Source organism: Chamaesiphon minutus PCC 6605, from assembly GCF_000317145.1.
Lineage (GTDB): Bacteria > Cyanobacteriota > Cyanobacteriia > Cyanobacteriales > Chamaesiphonaceae > Chamaesiphon > Chamaesiphon minutus.
This window is the reverse complement of the sequence record NC_019697.1, coordinates 5,232,843-5,250,145: the sequence shown is the minus strand read 5'-3', so window position 1 is coordinate 5,250,145 and position 17,303 is coordinate 5,232,843. Positions and strand designations below refer to the sequence as shown.

20 protein-coding genes are annotated in these 17,303 nt (G+C 45.2%); 8 read left to right on the top strand and 12 right to left on the bottom strand.

Annotated elements, in window-relative coordinates:
* Window positions 1-5: 5 nt before the first annotated feature.
* The 6 genes from mrdA to eno form a co-directional block, all read right to left on the bottom strand.
* On the bottom strand, window positions 6-1,889 hold the full coding sequence (mrdA, locus tag CHA6605_RS23930; RefSeq protein WP_015161953.1) for a penicillin-binding protein 2: 1,884 nt from the start codon (window positions 1,887-1,889) through the stop codon (window positions 6-8).
* Window positions 1,890-2,119: 230 nt separating this feature from the next.
* Entirely contained in the window at window positions 2,120-2,794 is a 675-nt protein-coding gene (locus CHA6605_RS23925) for a DUF1345 domain-containing protein (RefSeq protein WP_015161952.1), read from the bottom strand.
* A gap of 90 nt (window positions 2,795-2,884) precedes the next feature.
* Window positions 2,885-3,043, bottom strand: coding sequence for a hypothetical protein (locus CHA6605_RS34515; RefSeq protein WP_157260090.1), 159 nt, complete (start codon window positions 3,041-3,043; stop codon window positions 2,885-2,887).
* A gap of 6 nt (window positions 3,044-3,049) precedes the next feature.
* On the bottom strand, window positions 3,050-3,352 hold the full coding sequence (locus CHA6605_RS23920) for a DUF6464 family protein (protein WP_015161951.1): 303 nt from the start codon (window positions 3,350-3,352) through the stop codon (window positions 3,050-3,052).
* 175 nt (window positions 3,353-3,527) lie between these two features.
* Window positions 3,528-4,775, bottom strand: coding sequence for a 4-hydroxy-3-methylbut-2-enyl diphosphate reductase (locus tag CHA6605_RS23915; RefSeq protein WP_015161950.1), 1,248 nt, complete (start codon window positions 4,773-4,775; stop codon window positions 3,528-3,530).
* Window positions 4,776-5,123: 348 nt separating this feature from the next.
* Window positions 5,124-6,389: a phosphopyruvate hydratase gene (gene eno / locus CHA6605_RS23910; RefSeq protein WP_041548423.1), complete on the bottom strand. Its 1,266-nt coding sequence runs from the start codon at window positions 6,387-6,389 to the stop codon at window positions 5,124-5,126.
* A 201-nt stretch (window positions 6,390-6,590) separates the two neighbouring features.
* Between eno and gloA the strand changes: the two genes are divergently transcribed.
* From gloA to CHA6605_RS23875, 7 genes are all read left to right on the top strand, one after another.
* A complete protein-coding gene (gene gloA / locus CHA6605_RS23905) occupies window positions 6,591-6,977 on the top strand; it encodes a lactoylglutathione lyase (protein WP_015161948.1) in 387 nt (128 codons plus the stop codon).
* A gap of 201 nt (window positions 6,978-7,178) precedes the next feature.
* Complete coding sequence (locus CHA6605_RS23900) at window positions 7,179-7,700, top strand: pentapeptide repeat-containing protein (RefSeq protein ID WP_015161947.1); 522 nt, start codon at window positions 7,179-7,181, stop codon at window positions 7,698-7,700.
* A gap of 196 nt (window positions 7,701-7,896) precedes the next feature.
* Window positions 7,897-9,354 carry a DNA phosphorothioation-associated putative methyltransferase gene (locus CHA6605_RS23895; RefSeq protein WP_041548422.1) on the top strand — a complete coding sequence of 486 codons (1,458 nt, stop codon included), beginning with the start codon at window positions 7,897-7,899 and terminating at the stop codon, window positions 9,352-9,354.
* 80 nt (window positions 9,355-9,434) lie between these two features.
* Complete coding sequence (locus CHA6605_RS23890) at window positions 9,435-10,148, top strand: glycoside hydrolase family 25 protein (RefSeq protein ID WP_157260088.1); 714 nt, start codon at window positions 9,435-9,437, stop codon at window positions 10,146-10,148.
* A gap of 180 nt (window positions 10,149-10,328) precedes the next feature.
* Complete coding sequence (locus CHA6605_RS23885) at window positions 10,329-11,069, top strand: 2-phosphosulfolactate phosphatase family protein (RefSeq protein WP_015161944.1); 741 nt, start codon at window positions 10,329-10,331, stop codon at window positions 11,067-11,069.
* A gap of 149 nt (window positions 11,070-11,218) precedes the next feature.
* Complete coding sequence (locus CHA6605_RS23880) at window positions 11,219-12,328, top strand: glycosyltransferase family 4 protein (RefSeq protein WP_015161943.1); 1,110 nt, start codon at window positions 11,219-11,221, stop codon at window positions 12,326-12,328.
* Window positions 12,329-12,431: 103 nt separating this feature from the next.
* Complete coding sequence (locus CHA6605_RS23875; protein ID WP_015161942.1) at window positions 12,432-13,667, top strand: lipid-A-disaccharide synthase-related protein; 1,236 nt, start codon at window positions 12,432-12,434, stop codon at window positions 13,665-13,667.
* Window positions 13,668-13,818: 151 nt separating this feature from the next.
* Here the strand turns inward: CHA6605_RS23875 and CHA6605_RS34510 are convergent, their stop codons facing one another.
* From CHA6605_RS34510 to CHA6605_RS35220, 4 genes are all read right to left on the bottom strand, one after another.
* Entirely contained in the window at window positions 13,819-13,986 is a 168-nt protein-coding gene (locus CHA6605_RS34510) for a hypothetical protein (protein WP_015161941.1), read from the bottom strand.
* A complete protein-coding gene (locus tag CHA6605_RS23870) occupies window positions 13,970-14,176 on the bottom strand; it encodes a hypothetical protein (protein WP_015161940.1) in 207 nt (68 codons plus the stop codon). Before CHA6605_RS23870 ends, CHA6605_RS34510 begins: the two co-directional genes overlap by 17 nt.
* Before the next feature lie 107 nt (window positions 14,177-14,283).
* Entirely contained in the window at window positions 14,284-15,768 is a 1,485-nt protein-coding gene (gltD, locus tag CHA6605_RS23865; protein WP_015161939.1) for a glutamate synthase small subunit, read from the bottom strand.
* Between the two features lie 393 nt (window positions 15,769-16,161).
* A complete protein-coding gene (locus CHA6605_RS35220; RefSeq protein ID WP_198288600.1) occupies window positions 16,162-16,323 on the bottom strand; it encodes a hypothetical protein in 162 nt (53 codons plus the stop codon).
* Here CHA6605_RS35220 and CHA6605_RS37360 point away from each other — a divergent pair.
* Window positions 16,300-16,416: a LuxR C-terminal-related transcriptional regulator gene (locus tag CHA6605_RS37360; protein ID WP_157260087.1), complete on the top strand. Its 117-nt coding sequence runs from the start codon at window positions 16,300-16,302 to the stop codon at window positions 16,414-16,416. The two genes, CHA6605_RS35220 and CHA6605_RS37360, sit on opposite strands and share 24 nt — an antisense overlap.
* A 16-nt stretch (window positions 16,417-16,432) precedes the next feature.
* Here the strand turns inward: CHA6605_RS37360 and CHA6605_RS23860 are convergent, their stop codons facing one another.
* Together CHA6605_RS23860 and CHA6605_RS33190 are read right to left on the bottom strand one after the other, a co-directional pair.
* Window positions 16,433-16,954, bottom strand: a complete 522-nt coding sequence (locus tag CHA6605_RS23860) for a phosphate-starvation-inducible PsiE family protein (protein ID WP_015161938.1) — start codon at window positions 16,952-16,954, stop codon at window positions 16,433-16,435.
* Window positions 16,955-17,096: 142 nt separating this feature from the next.
* A complete protein-coding gene (locus CHA6605_RS33190) occupies window positions 17,097-17,300 on the bottom strand; it encodes a hypothetical protein (RefSeq protein ID WP_015161937.1) in 204 nt (67 codons plus the stop codon).
* Between the last annotated feature and the right edge of the window lie 3 nt (window positions 17,301-17,303).

Sequence of the window (17,303 nt, the reverse complement as noted above, 5' to 3'; positions counted from 1 at the left end):
GAGTTTTACCGACGACGAGCGCGGGTTCTGTTTCGTACTGGTTGGGAAGTCGCCTTCTCTTTATCTTTTTCTGTTGTCGGTAAAGGTTTGCCGCCATTAAAATAGGCTTCCATCACCTTGAGTACCATTGGTGCGGCAGTTTTACCCCCACCACCGCCAGTGTGTTCCCCAAAAGCTACAACCACAATCTCCGGTTTATCTACTGGTGCATAGCCACCAAACCAGACATGGTTTTCGCCAGGAGGGGCTTCAGCCGTACCGCTTTTACCGCTTGCAGGTGGGATAGTTTTGACATTTAGCGCACCACCAGTACCACCATCGACGACTTGGCGTAAACCTTTACGCAGAGTCGCAATCGTACTGGGTTTGAGATTCATCGATTGTCGCCGTTCGCGTTTAGTGGCATCTTTGAGCAAGTGAGGCTGAACATGATAGCCACCATTGGCAGGCACGGCAAACATCCCAGCTACTTGGAGCGGTGAAGTTTGCAGAAATCCTTGCCCGATTGACATGTTAATCGTATCGCCAATCGACCAGGGTATTTTATAGTTGAGTTGTTTCCAGTTATCATCAGATACCAAACCTTTGCGTTCTTCAGGTAGTTCGATCCCAGTTTTTTTACCAAACCCATATTTGCGCGCCCAGTCGATCAAAGTTTCTCCACCCACCCGCTGACCAACTTGGCCAAAGAACGTGTTACTACTCCATTTCATAGCACCGGGAAAGCCTATTGCTCCAAAGCCAGCATGATTCCAATCGGAAAAGGTAAAGCCACCGATTCGCAAGGAGGCATAAGTTTGGAGAATTGCATCGGGCTTGAATTTGCCAGATTCTAAGGCGGCGGTAGTCGTGACGATTTTGAAAGTACTAGCAGGTGGGAAGACACTCAGCGCACGATTGACAAAGGGGTGATCTTTGCCTTGCAGTTCTTTCCAGACGGCAGGAGAAATCCGCCCAGAGAGTGAATTGGGATCGAAAGCGGGGCGACTGGCCATCGCCAAGATTTCACCCGTGTGCGGGTCCATGGCGATAAGTGCGGCTTTATGAGTGCCCAGTGCATCTTCAGCCACTTTTTGAAGATCGCGATCGATTGTAATCGTCACATCTTGCCCCGGCTTAGAGACCTTTTGCCCCAAAAATTGCTGCAATCTCCCCGCGCCATCTACTTCCACTTGGGTACCGCCCCACTCGCCGCGCAACCTGTCTTCGAGGGTCGATTCTAGTCCCATTTTGCCTGTGACATCGCCCAAACGGTAGCCCATCGATCGGCGTTTGGCCAACTCGCGATCGTTCATTTCTCCGGTGTAGCCCAGAACGTGCGCCGCAAGTTGTCCGCCGGGATAATAACGTACCGATTCGATATCGACATCGATCCCTTCTTTTTCGGCACCGTATTCCTTAAGTCTGGTAATCTGTGCGGTGGTCAAATCTCGCACGATCCGCACCCGATTGGTAGAATTGACACTCGTTCCAGTCATCTTCTGCTGGATCGTGTCTTCATCCAGAGCCAGAATTTGGGCTACCTCGCGACGAGTTTTGAGCCAATTTTCACGCTTGAGAGCCAAAGGCCAAATAAAGACCGAATGCGATAATTTGTTACCAGCTAAAAGCCGACCTTTGCGATCGTAAATATTACCGCGCACGGGCGGCTTAGCCACCGTGCGGACGCGATTATTTTCGGCAATTTGACGATTTTTTACGCCCTGATTTAATTGTAAATAACCCAGTCGCGAACCGATCGCACCGAGCGATAGCAGCCCAATAATTGTCATTAATACCCAAGCTTGATTTCCTTGTCCGACGGTGCGGGTTTTATTATAAAAACCGGATATCCCAAGGTCACCACCGGATAAATCGCCAGAAAAGTTGTCAGAGAACCGATTCTGCATAAAATTAAGCTTAGCTGGAGAAGGTCGATCGAGTTGTCAACCAGATAGATAGTTGGGATTTTAGCCGATCTCGGCCATTTGTCTTAGTAGGGGATACCGCACTACAGGGGTAGATGGGTGGATGAGTAGACTGTACCACCGGAGGATGGGCGGATAGGTAGATGGGGAAGCTTGTGACCCATCTATTCACTATTCACTGTTCACTACCCTCTACCCCCTATCCAGATCGATTAGATTATACCAGCAACCATATTAATTGTGATGGCTAAAATTGTTGTATTAAAAAAGAAAGATAAGATCCCATGCAACAAGCTCCAGCGTCTCATTTCGCGAGATGTAACGTTGACATCTGATACCTGACTTGTCATCCCAATTACAAAGGCAAAGTACATAAAATCCCAGTAATCGGGTTCTAGTTCTTCGGGAAAGTCTAAGCCTGAAGATTTTCGTTCGGCCAGCGTTTTATCGCCCTGATAATATAAATGGGCATAGTGTTGGGTGAAAATAGTATGCACCAATAACCATGAGCCAATAATTGTAGCGATCGAGACTCCTAAATGCATAAACAAAATCGCAGTTGGAGCTTGCTTTTCGTGTGGAATCGTACCGACGGCAATCAGGCTGATACAGGCCGCTACAGCGATCGAGATCGAGATAATCCACCGCCCTTCGTCCTCTTTGAGTGCCAACCTTTGCATCATTTCTGGGGTTGCAAGAAACATCAATCGCCACGTCAGAATTAGAAAGGAGATCGTGACTGCATCCCAAACGCAGAGGATTCGAGTCGTTATATACATCCAATCGGGTAATAGCATGGCTACTACACCACCAATTGCCAGCGATATCCACAACCGAGGGCGAAGGCTAAACTTGTGAGGGTCCTTGTGAGCCGATTGAGAGTGCATTTAATGACGATCGCCAGATCCAAGCTAATACGATCGCGAGCGATCTAAATAATGATGACTCAGAGGTCGAATTAATTGTTTTCTATATATTCAGACTACGCCAATTGGCTTAACAAACGATCTCGATCGAGGATCGATCTGACAATATAGAAATTCCCGCTGCGATGAGTAGAGATCGACCATCATACGGCGGGAAAGATAATCATCGATTGACAACAGCAATCGCTCGCTCTGTGACGATCGAGCCATCCACTGTTATTCCTCTTTTTTGTGGTAGTGGCGACAATCTTGGCAAAGTCCGTCTGGATTCACAGCACAGCGAATGTATGGAGATCTGGCATTGTAACTGCAACTTAAATCGCCAATTACATACCCGACTCCCTCAATGTATTGCTCTTCGGGATCTCGATTTACCCGCTTGTAAAATCGTCGATTGGAGCTAGACTCCGTCATCGTCAGCCGCCGACTGCGCGCGCGCAGTCGCTGACAATAGCTCAGCCACCAACAAATCACCAGCAAGATAATAACCGCAATAATCGCTAATAGTGTGTGGAGCACCAATCGCACCTCAATTCATAATTAATATCATAACCTGCTAATTTAGGGAGAAAACAGTACTTTTATTAAAGATTAAGAAAATCGGGAAAATTTTAGTCTTTTTTCACTTTTGTCATGGAGTCTTCACTTTTTATAATTACTGAGCTTTGAGTTTCAATCGGTATGAACGGACACATTAAGCAGTTATATGGCTAGTTGTAACAACTCCGCTTTTAGTCGCAAAGATGCGTTCGATCGCCGCTTCGACTACTTTGTCTGGAGTCGAAGCACCCGATGTGACACCAACGGTAATTGGGCCATCTGGGAGCCAATTTTTAGTAATTTCTAACTCTTTAAATAGCGGTTTGTGTTCGATTTGATTATCAGCCAAAATACGGACATCGCTATCGATATGATACGAAGGAATTTGATGTTCGATCGAAATTTCCTGGAGATGCGTGGTATTAGATGAATTGTAACCACCGATGACAACCATCAGATCGAGTTTCTCGTCTACCAGCTCAAACATGGCGTCCTGACGCTCTTGGGTGGCATCACAGATCGTATTGAAGCTTTGGAAGTGGTCGTTTAGTTCGGCAGTGCTATACTTTTTCATCATCGTCCGCTCGAATAATTTACCGATCGCTTCAGTTTCGGTTTTAAGCATAGTTGTCTGGTTGGCAATCCCCACTTTTTCTAAATCGAGATCCGGATCGAACCCTGCGGAACAAGCATTACTAAATTTAGCTAAAAATTCGTTACGACGTTGGAGCTTCTCTTGAGGAGAATTGCCATTATTTAAAATATAATCGGCAACATAATTGGCCTCCGCCATATTCAGCACGACTAAATACTTATTGGCAAAAGAACTAGTAGCGACAGTTTCTTCATGCTTGTACTGACCGTGAATAATCGAAGTATAATCGACCTTCTTGTGCTTCTCGATCGTGTTCCACACCTTAGATACCCACGGACAGGTAGTATCGACGATCGTGCAACCCTTATCATTTAATAGTTGCATTTCTTGGACGCTAGCACCAAAAGCAGGTAAAATCACCACATCCCCCCGATCGATAAGATCGAAGTTCTTTACGCCGTTTTCGACCTGAATAAAATTAACATTCATTTCCCGCAACCGCTGATTGACAGATGGGTTATGAATGATTTCATTAGTAATCCAAATCCGTTCTGTGGGAAAGTGCTGGCGCGTTTCATATGCAATGGCTACCGCTCTTTCTACCCCCCAACAAAAGCCAAAAGATTTGGCTAGTTTAATCGTGACATCGCCGCGAGTGAGGGTGTAATTGCGATCGCGTATTTCTTGAATCAGATTGCTTTGATATTCAGATTCCAGCACGATAGCAACATCAGCCTGATGTCCGAATCCTTTGCGATGATAGTTATCTGATTGGTTGAGCGATCTCTTAAAGGCTTTGGTATCCATGGGTCAGTGACAGTGGCGAATGGCTCATTAATAGCATTATATCGAAGTGAGTCGATCGAACTAGCAGTCTTAGGCATAAGTAACGGTACTATCGTGTCGGAAGTCGGTGTTTAAGAGTTAGGAATTGGGAATCGGGAATTGAGAATTACTGGTGTTTCGATCGTGTAAAATAGCAAGCAGCAGTTCTTAACCAAGAAGTATTGGTGCCCACCCTCCACTTCCAGGATCTCAAAGGTCAGGGCTTTTCCAAATCGCTAAAAAAGGAGGGGCAATTCCTGAATTGCCCCTCCTTCGTACACGATCGAACTTAAATTAACCGTCCGTGTAGCGTCGGCTGTGCCAAATCGATTATTCTAGACCTGCATAGATTGCCAAATCGCCTAATTCATCTTCGATGCGGAGGAGGCGGTTGTATTTGGCTACCCGTTCGCTACGACACAGAGAACCAGTTTTGATTTGTCCGGCGCGAGTGGCGACGGCGAGATCGGCGATGGTGGTATCTTCAGTTTCGCCAGAGCGATGGCTGATAATCGATTTGAAACCGTTGCGTGTCGCCAGGTCGATCGTTTGCAGGGTTTCAGTCAGGGTACCGATTTGATTGAGTTTGATCAAAATGGCATTGGCTGATTTTTGGTCGATGCCTTGGCGCAAGCGGGTGGAATTAGTCACGAATAAGTCATCGCCGACTAGTTGGACTTTGGAGCCGATTTTTTGAGTGAGTAATTGCCAGTTTGCCCAATCATCTTCGTGCAAACCATCTTCGATCGAGACGATCGGATATTTAGTGGTGAGATCGGCTAGATAGTCGATAAACTCTACTGGGGTATGGCTGCTGCCATCGTAGATGTAGTTACCATCTTTGTAAAATTCACTCGCTGCTACGTCGAGAGCTAGCGCGACTTGTTCGCCCGGTTTGTAGCCTGCCGATTCGATCGCGGCAATCAGCAACTCCAATGATGCCTGATTGGACTCTAAATTGGGTGCGAAGCCACCTTCATCGCCGACACCAGTTAGGAGACCCTTTTGGTCTAAAACTTTGCTTAGAGAGGCAAAGACTTCGGCTCCCCAGCGCAGGGCTTCTTTGAAGGATGTCGCACCGACGGGGACGATCATGAATTCTTGGAAGTCAATGTTATTGGCAGCGTGTGCGCCCCCGTTGATGACATTCATCAGCGGTACGGGTAATAGGTTGGCTAAGGGGCCACCCAGATACCGATAAATCGGCACTCCGAGAGCATTAGAGACCGCTTTGGCATTAGCGAGCGATACCGCTAAAATAGCATTAGCCCCCAATTTGGATTTGGTAGGCGTACCATCTAATTCAATCATCGCTCGATCGATCGCGATTTGATCGAAGGCATCCATGCCTTCCAGTGCTGGCGCGATTTTGTCTTGAATATTCGTAACAGCTTTGAGGACGCCTTTGCCGCCATAGCGACTAGGATCGTCATCCCGCAATTCGTGGGCTTCAAAACTGCCCGTTGATGCGCCGCTAGGAACTTGAGCTAACCCAAATCCACCATTGGCTAAGTATACTTCTGCTTCTACTGTCGGGCGACCGCGAGAATCGAGAATCTCTCTAGCTCTGATTTCCGCAATTGCCATATCTGGCATGTTCATAGTTGTTCCCTCATCCTTCGATCTCGTTGGCTTAGCCTACCGTAGGTAATCGATCTTTCCGTAAACTAATGTAGCTTGACACCCTGATTATCCGTTCCGTGGCAACGATCGGTGCCAACAGGTTATCATACGACCTGAAGACACATTAGTTAGCAAGTTTAGTCACCAAATTTTGTAAATCGGGCATTTAGAGCTATGCGTTTATTACATACAATGCTGCGTGTGGGCGATTTAGAGGCATCGATCCGCTTCTATTGCGAAGTGTTAGGAATGAAGCTCCTCCGCAAACAAGACTATCCAGATGGCAAGTTTACGCTAGCTTTTGTCGGCTACGGTGGTGAATCCGACCATTCGGTCATCGAACTCACCCATAATTGGGATACCTCAGCATATACGATCGGCGATGCCTACGGTCATATCGCGATCGGGGTGGATGATATCTATGCCACCTGCGATGCGATTGCGGCTAAAGGCGGCAAAGTCGTTCGCGCACCAGGAGCGATGAAACACGGCAGCACGGTAATTGCTTTTGTCGAAGATCCGACAGGTTATAAAGTCGAATTAATTCAAGTTGGTAAATAACACAAGGATCTGTAGGGGCGGGTTTATGAGATTGATTCCACATAATTCTGAAAATCTCAATCGAACCCGCCCTCACCCACCAATAACAGATCGATCTTCACCAACCTCGATTCGACTATAAAGTGCGATCGACTATTTGTAAAATATATTTAAACCTTGTCTCAGCAAAGGATTTGAACGAATGTGTTGGAGCAGAATCTTATGAGTAGAAAGATGACGGCACAAGAGTTATTAGATGTTTATGTCGCTGGCGAGCGAGACTTTGCTGGAATATATCTTCATGGAATCGATCTAAGTAATGCTGTTTTGAGAGGTATTAACTTAGATCGAGCCGACCTTAGTGAAGTTAATTTTACAGGTGCAGATCTCAGTGGAGATTATGGGAGAAGTCAATCATTCTTCTTCAAAGACAATATTAATACTTGGCCTGGACAGTATAGTAGTATCGGAATAGGTAATGCATCTGGCGGTTATACTTGTATAAGATATGCAGTTTTAAGGAATGCAAATTTTCAGGATGCCGATATAAGTTACGTCGATTTCGGCCATTCGGATATGAGTTTCGTTAATTTTGAGGGAGCTTATGGCAAAGGAGTTGCTTTTGAGTATGCCTGGTTATCAGATTCTAAATGGGATAGATGGGATGATTGTGCCATCGAAATTAGTAGTTTTGAATGCGCCATTGTTGAAGGAACTCCTCTAGAAAATGCTGAGTGGGTTTAGTGTAGTAATAAATGTATGGTGGGCAGTATCCACCATCTAAGTTTCAGATATTATGAATGAGCTACATTTAAATTCTTATTTATTCAAAATACTCACTTCAAACATATCTCTAGAACTTAGATAAATCTAGATGGTGGGCAGTGCCCACCCTACAAAGCTACTTTATGCAGTTAACGTATCGATCGCTAACTTAATTATGTCGCAAATACCAAGCACAGTAGAAGTCGAACGACACCGTGCCGCCATCTCGCGGGTAGAACTATCTCGTCCAGTGCGACTGGCGATCGAGTCGGGTATTATTACGACAGAAACTAGTATTTTTGACTATGGTTGTGGCGTTGGTGGCGATGTCAAACGGTTGAAGTCGCAGGGGTATGACTGTGAAGGTTGGGACCCATATTATTTCCCCGATGTTGAGATTCGATCGGCAGATATTGTCAATCTTAGCTATATCATTAATGTCATCGAAGATCCCCAAGAACGCGATCGAGCATTAAGTCAAGCGTGGGAATTGACAGGACGGGTATTAATCGTCGCCGCACAGATTTTAGTTAACGATCTGAGTGGAATGTTAGCTTATGGCGATGGGATTTTAACTAAGCGCAATACTTTTCAGAAGTATTATCAACAAGTAGAATTAAAAGAATATATCGATCGAGTTTTGAGTGTCGATGCCATTCCAATCGGATTGGGAATTTTTTTAGTATTTCGCGATCTATCGCAAGCCGAAAGTTTTCGAGCGGCGAGACTATATACGCGGATGACGACGCCGCGCGTGCGAGTTGAGAGCAAAAGGTTTGAAGATTATCAGGTTCAACTCGCTCCGTTAATGGAATTTGTCAGTCAACGGGGACGAATTCCAATTAAGGGAGAACTAGCAGCAGAACCTGAATTAAATAGCGAATTTGGTAGTATCAAACGGGCATTTCAAATCGTTTTAACAGCAACCGATGAAGCTGAATGGGATGCGATCGCCTATCAGCGATCGCTAGATTTACAAGTTTATTTAGCTCTATCTCAATTCGGACAAAGACGTAGTTTAAGAAATTTATCTATGGCAATGAAGGCAGATATTAAAGCTTTTTTTGGCAGCTATGATGAGGCATGTGCGGTTGCCGATCGATTATTATTTAAGATTGGCGAGCCGGGTGTAATTAAGCAAGCTTGTCAGCAGAGTAAAATTGGTAAGTTATTGCCTGCGGCTCTATACGTTCATATTTCCGCACTCAATGAAATCGATCCCAAATTGCGGCTGTATGAAGGTTGCGCCAGCCGGAATATCGGTGGTACTGAAGATGCAAATCTGATTAAGTTTCATACCGATAAGCCATGTATTTCTTATCTTTATTATCCCAATTTTGAATCGATCGCGCATCCAGCATTGTCATGGTCGATGCTCATCGACTTGCGGGATTTGAGCTTGCGATTTCGCGACTATTCTCAACAGGATAATCCGCCAATCCTCCATCGCAAAGAAACATTTTTGAGCAACACTCACCCACTTTACTCAAAGTTCGCCAAATTTACTAAGTCTGAAGAAAAAGCTGGACTATATACCGAAACTAAAACGATCGGCAATCAGCAGGGCTGGGAGCGACGGCTGCAATCTTGTGGCGTAAAAATTAAAAACCATCGTATAATTCGGCAAGTATGAAGAAGCAGCTAAAATTTTCTGTATTCAGATCTCCGCAAATTACGAAAAGATCTTTGTTTTTCCTGCTGTTTTGTTCGTTATTGACAATCACTGGAGTCGGAGGGCTATTATTTTATTTTGGCATCATTCATATTAATTATCCCGATCGCAATCGATTTCCCATTCGCGGAATCGATATCTCCAGCCATCAAAAACAGATCGATTGGGAGCGGTTAGATCGATCGACAATAAACTTTATTTTGATGAAAGCAACTGAAGGGGGTAATTTCAAAGACCCTCGCTTTCAGGATAACTGGCGACAGGCTAGGCAACAAGGCACAATTGTCGGAGCCTATCATTTTTTCACTTTTTGTAAATCGGGACGCGAACAAGCTCAGAACTATATCGAAACAGTACCGAAACAGCCAGGGACATTACCCCCAGTTATCGATTTAGAATTTAGTGGCAATTGTCGATCGCAACCGACACAAGCCGGATTAGAAACCGAGTTAAATACATTTATCGCGATCGTTGAAAAGTTCTATCGCAAGCGACCGATTTTATACGTAACACACGAATTTTACGATCGATATCTCCAGAATCGCTATGCCCAACAACCAATTTGGATTAGTGATTTTTATAGCTTTAATAAGCTACCAATATTAGCCGATGGTAAACAGTGGTTATTTTGGCAATATAGCGAACGTGGTAGAATAGCGGGAATTCCGACGTTAGTAGATCTCAACGTTTTTAATGGCGATAAAAATCAATTCGATCGATTGGTAAACACAGAAGTTATGCAAAAGCAACAGTGACGAATTTAACTTACCTCTGTATGCTAATATCATCGCAATCGCATAAATATCGATTTTCTTCCTCCAGAGGCTACGCCAATGCAATTGTCAGTAGTTGAGAAATTTTCGGGTGCTACTAGCATTAAGATTGAATAGGGTAAATTACCAACCCGACCAACCAGCAATATTTTTGTCCTAATTGTGAAACTATATACTTACCACACTCCCGAACGCACCCCCGCAAATGAACTTCCCATCTGCGCGATCGCGATCGATGTACTACGTGCCACATCGACGATCGCCGCAGCACTTAAGTCTGGAGCCGAAGCCATTCAAGCTTTTAGCAACATGGATATGCTAATGGAAGTGAGTGACAAGTGGCCTTCTGAATTACGTTTGCGTGGTGGCGAGCGGGGTGGTGCCAAAGTAGTAGGTTGCGATTTGGGCAATTCGCCGCTAGATTGTACGCCAGAGGTAGTGGGTGGTAAACGGTTATTTATCAGTACCACCAATGGTACTCGCACCTTACAGCGAATTCAGGATGCCAAAATCGTCCTCGCCGCAGCTTTAGTCAATCGTCAGGCAATCGTGGATTATGTCATCGCCCAGGAGCCAGAGACAGTCTGGATGGTAGGATCGGGTTGGGAGGGCGATTATTCGCTCGAAGATTCCGTCTGCGCGGGCGCAATTGCCGATAGTATTATTACTAAATTAAACGTACCGTTATCAGATGTTGCTGGTAATGATGAACTAGTAGCCTCGATCGCGTTATATCGACAGTGGAAAGATAATCTTTTGGACTTATTTTACCTCGCCAGTCACGGACAGCGATTGGTCCGATTAGAATGTTTTGCCGATCTCAAATTTTGTGCGACTCCCGACACGTTGGATATTATTCCGATTCAAACTAGCGTGGGTGTGTTGCAAGCTCATTCACATTAGTCGATATTAATGTCCGCAATATACCATTAATCTGTAAGTCAGTAGTCAGTAAGGTGGGCACTGCACACCAATTAAATTATTGGTTATGTCCAGTCAATCATGTTAGTATTTAAACCCTAGTTGGTGGGCAGTGCCCACCCTACACAAGTATGGTAAATACCAAACATTTGGTTTATATTTTACCTTATCTAAATTTGGGTGGTACAGAAAGACAGGCATTAAGTCTGATAAGAGAGTATCAACATCGTTATCAGGTGTCATTACTTGCGCCGACTGGTAAAGGGTTGCCACCTTTTTTAGCACAACAACTCGATTACTGTGAATTTACGGCCTGGGAGCGGAACTTCTTTAAAGGTTTACGAGAACTAATTGCAGGAATTAAAGCCGCACAAAAACGTCAACAGATCGATCTAATTCACGTTCATGGCGCGCACGAATTAATGATTCCCGTGCGGTTGTTATTTCCCAAAATCCCGATCGTTTTTACCGTACATGGCTATCATGGAGCCAGCGCAGATATTAGTTACCGCCTTGCCTGTTTATTTGCAAATCTGTGGGCGACACGAGTAATTTCTGTCTGTCAAACCGAGTATGATATTTTAGTTAAGTTTGGCATGAATCCGGCCAAACTAGAAATGATTTATAATGGCGTACCGACACCAATACTCGATCGATCTAAAGTAACATCTTTAGCCGAGCGATTTAATTTAGATCCCGCCAAGCAAACTATTATCGGTACGGCAGCTAGATTATCAGAAGCCAAGGGGTTGACATACTTATTACAAGCTTTTGCTAGAGTGGCACAAGGCAAACCAAATTTACGTCTGGTTATTGCAGGCATTGGCGAATTAGAACAGCCACTCAAGCAACAATCTCAAGAGTTAGGAATTGCAGATCGCACGATTTTCGCAGGATATATCGACGATTTGCCAGAGCTAATGAGCTTGTTTAATTTCTTTGTATTGCCATCACTGCAAGAAGCCTGTAGCTTAGCTTGTGCTGAAGCCATGGCACAACAAAAAGCAGCAATTGGCACAACAATTGGTGGTATCGTCGAACAAATTGCAGACGGTAAAACTGGTTTCTTAATTCCACCTAAAGATGTAGATAGTTTAGCAAAGAAAATGCAATACTTACTCGATCGACCAGAATTAGTTGAAGAGTTTGCACATAATGGCAGACAAAGATATGAAGAGTACTTTGCACTCGATCGAATGTTAATTAAAACAGAAAATTTATACTCTGAACTTTTAACTTAGTCTTGCTCTCTTTTCTCTGCACTCGCTGTCTTGTCTTGTCTTGATTCGCTCAACCGTCGGGGAACCCGACGAACGCGAATCGCTGCATCCTCCATGGTTAAACATGAATAGCTCAGACTCAACCCGATCGACTAAAAAAGTTTTATTTATTAGCAACGGACATGGCGAAGATCTCAATGCCATTCAAATAGTTAGAGCATTACGTCAACAAGTCCCAGATGTAGAAATTGGTGCCATGCCAATCGTTGGTTATGGTAATGCTTATCGTAACTTAAAGATCGATATTATTGGCCCTACCGAAGCATTACCTTCAGGTGGTTTTGTCTATAACGACAGGTTCAAACTGTTAGAAGACATTCGATCGGGATTATTCACTTTACTTTGGCGACAGATTCAATCTGTTCGTAAATATGGCGAAGATTGTGAAGCAATTTTCGCGATCGGGGATGTCGTAGTATTACTTGGTGCCTACTTGACGGGTAAACCATACATCTCATTTATGGTATCGAGTTCGGCATATTACGAACATCGAATGCAGTATCCCAAGCTAACTGAATGGCTGTTAAAATCCGATCGATGTCGGCAGATATTTACACGCGATCGCTATACAGCCGAGCTGTTAAATCAACAAGGTTACGATAAAGCCATCTTTGTTGGGTTTCCCGCGATGGATGCACTAGAAATAACCGGAAAAGATCTCCAGTTATCGCCCAATTTACCTTTAGTTGCCTTATTACCTGGCAGTAGATTACCCGAAGCCGGAACTAATTTACAATTACTTTTAGATCTGGCAATTGTCACATCGCCACTATTTCCCAATGGTATTCAGTTTTGCGCCGCCATTACCCCAAATTTATGCTTACCAGATGCAACTGGTGCGATTCCCCTGCAACAGGTAGCAGCGCAACGCGGGTGGGATTATCACCCATCGGGTTATTTAACTCATCCCGATCGTCAGATTAAGTTACGCTGCCTTTATGATGCCTTTGCGGATATTTTATATCAGTGCGATCTCGTCGCGGGAATGGCTGGTACCGCGATCGAACAAGCCGTCGGATTGGGCAAACCGATCGTGCAAATTCCTGGTGCTGGCCCTCAGTTTACCTATACTTTCGCCGAAGCGCAAATGCGTTTATTAGGTTCCTCAATTCAAACCATAGGCACCAAGCCAGCTACAGCGGAAACTATCACTCAAGCCGCACAGGCGATCCAACGCACGCTGGGGGATGAAGTATATCTCCAACAATGTCGGGAAAATGGAATGGAACGAATCGGCGGTGCGGGTGGTGGTGACGCAATGGCACGGATTTTTGCCAATCGATTTTTAAAAACCGATTGATATCCAAAATCTAGGAAATCATCACAATGCTCCTGGTGTTTCAATACAGTTCGGTTAGTGAGTTTAGCAGCAGTTTCAACCGCTGCTAGTGGTGTAAAGTCCGCTGTCTTGGCGCGCCAAGACAGCGGACTAAAAATAGTCGAGATTATACTTAACCGAACTGTGAGATCGCGATCGCTCGCTCGAGTCGATCTACTTGAGTTAATTTATTAAATTTAATAACTGTCGTCATCAACAACATAATGAACTGTGAGATCGCGATCGCTCGATTGAGTCGCTCTATTTGAGTTAATTTATCAAACTTAATAACTGTCGTCATCAACAACGTAATGAACTGTTAGATCGTGATTGACTTGATTGAGTCGATCGCAAATTGCTTTGCGCCACTCTAAACTAATTTCAGGATTGGCTAATACTTCTTGTGCCGATTGACGGTAAATCGCGCTGGTAGTCGCATCGACTCGATCGATCTTTTCGAGATTATCGTAGACAGTTTGCAGTGATTGCATGTTATTTACCTCTATGCAGTGGTTGATTTAATTATGGTGGCGTCGATCGAGTAACGTCCTCAGACAATAGACTCGTTCTTCGCCACTACCATCTAAGCTGGATCGCCTTAAGGCAAATCGGTATTACCCATCAGATACATGTCGCATTCGTGGGCAGCACCGCGACCTTCATTAAATGCCCAGACGACCAAACTTTGACCGCGACGGCAATCGCCAGCGGCGAAGACACCAGGAATGCTAGTGACGTATTGTTCGTGTTCGGCTTTAATGTTGCTGCGAGCGTCTTTCTCCAAGCCTAAAGCATCGACAAGTGGCTGTTCGGGGCCGAGAAAACCCATTGCCAGCAGCACGAGCTGAGCTGGGTTAACTTTTTCGGTACCAGGGACGTGTTGGAGGACGAATTGTCCTTGCTCGTTTTTCTCCCACTGGACTTGGACGGTATGGACGGCAGTAACGTTGCCGTCGGCATCGCCTTCAAATTTGGTGGCGGTGGTGAGATAGGCTCTCGGATCGGCTCCAAATTTCGCGGTGGCTTCTTCTTGTCCGTAGTCCATTTTGTAGACTTTCGGCCATTCCGGCCAGGGGTTATTGGCAGCGCGGGACTGGGGCGGCATCGGCATGATTTCTAGTTGCTCGACGCTGTTGCAGCCGTGGCGGATGGAGGTGCCGACGCAATCGGTACCCGTGTCGCCACCACCGATGATGATGACATCTTTGCCAGCGGCGGTGATGAAGTCTCGATGTTCTTTGCCATCTAATACGGTTTGGGTATTAGCCGTGAGAAATTCCATGGCGAAGTGGATGCCTTTGAGGTTGCGACCTTCGATCTGGAGATCCCGGGGTTTGGTGGCTCCAGTACAGAGGATGACGGCATCGTAATCTTTCCGCAGATCTTCGGCACTAATGTCTTTGCCAACTTCCACGTTGCATTTGAAGGTGATTCCTTCAGCTTCGAGTAGCTCGATCCGACGGAGGACGACGTGCTCTTTTTCGAGCTTCATGTTAGGAATGCCGTACATCAGCAGTCCGCCCGGTCGATCTGCGCGTTCTAATACTGTCACCCAGTGTCCGGCTTTATTCAGTTGGGCGGCAGCACAAAGTCCAGCAGGGCCAGAACCGACGATGGCGACTTTTTTACCAGTGCGTTTTGCGGGGGGTTCGGGGACGATCCAGCCCTCTTCCCAGCCTTTATCGACGATCGAGTGTTCGATGCTTTTAATCGTGACTGGCGGGTTGTGGATGCCCAGTACACAGGAGCCTTCGCAGGGTGCAGGGCAGACTCTACCCGTAAATTCGGGGAAGTTGTTGGTTTTGTGGAGTCTGTCGAGGGCTTCGCGCCAAAGTCCGCGATATACCAGATCGTTCCATTCGGGAATCAAGTTATTGATCGGGCAACCGCTCGCCATACCGGAGATCGTGGTGCCAGTATGACAGAAGGGTGTACCGCAGTCCATACATCTAGCTCCCTGGTTGCGGAGCTTGTCGTCGGGCATGGGCAGGTGAAACTCGTCCCAGTTGTGGATGCGATCGAGTGGTGCTAGTTCGCCTTCGACTTCGCGGCGGTATTCAATAAATCCGGTTGGCTTGCCCATGGGGGTTAAAAATAATCGCTTAAATAGTTTGAGTGGTTTAGCTTGAGGCTGCGGTGTCTATTTTAGTTGTTTCGATCGAGACTAGGTAAGTATTGCTTCAATCTTCTTATCCTAAGCTTGTGAGTTTAAACAGATCGAGCGGGTAAACTGCTCATCAAACTCAACCCGCTCGTTACTCTACAAGCTGAATTTCCCCAGCATGTTTAGGCGTTTATACTCGATGGCGATCTACAGTCCAGATCGATTATATGTACTGGCATTCAATTTAGCCCCGATCTAGTGATAACAATTTGAAAAATTTTAGTTATAAAACGTTACATCTCTTGCAAGTTTATACTCTCACGATCGAACTATTTTAGTTAAATAATTCTAAGCTTTGATGCGGAAAGCAGCCTATTCAGCGATTTTGTAAATATCCTCGATCGAGTGAGTTATTTGTTCGAGGGTGAAGGGTGCTGGCGCACCTGGTTGCGCCGCATCCATCCGCCGTCTGATAGCACCGATCGAAAAATTGCGGAGATTCTCTAGATTGTGCTCAGAACTGTGCGGGTTCACGTTCGGGCAATTTTACATAAGTTAGGTGCGAACGATCGCCAGCAAGCCGTCGCAATCGCGACTCAAAATTATCTCCTCGATCTTTCCCCGTAATTACCCGATCGCTATTTCAATCGTGATGCTTACTGACTTTGAGTCGGTTAGAAACTTGATGTTCTGGATCGATGCCTTCAAAAGTTGGTGGAATCCATACTCGCACTACCATTAAAATTGCCATCGAAATTAAGAATGCACAAGTTGCTATTACCTGCTCCCATTGGACTTCTAAGATACCTTTAACAATTACTTCTCGCAGTACGGATACGATCGCTACTTCTACGGATACGCCGATCGATACGCGTTGTTCTTGTAGGTAAATAATTAATAGTCGAAATAACTCGACCAAAATTAAAATAAACATAATATCGGCGGTAATCTCATGAAAGCGTAAGGTACCCAGCGACAAGAAGATTTCTTTCAACTGCAATACCATCACGCAAAACAATCCAATACATAGAGAAATTGCAATCGTATCTTGGACTAACTCCAAAACCCGCACGATATGACTGCGATTGATTTTGGGATACCACGGTACATTCGGGGTCTTTACAGGAGTATTATTGGCGATCGGTGCGGCAATTGATGTCTTCATTTCTCTAGTTCCTGCGATAAGGGACATCGCTCTAAAGTAACTCAGGATCTCTCGATCGCGCAATCATTAATTAATGAGATGTTTTGATAAATATGATTAGCAAAATTCGATCGATAAACTTTAGATATCGGTCTGATAAGTTCTATCGTTTGTGAGCTTTCCAAGTACCGCCATAGCTATAATCGGGACTATCTGAATCGATAGTCTGCCAACAATGATTGCAAACAAATTGCCAATTCCCATCTTGCTTCTCCACGGGAGAGGCTCCGCTAACGACCCGAACTCGATATAAAACATCGGATAATTGTTGACAGCAATCGCATCTTTTAGTCCGGATTCTAGTCACTGA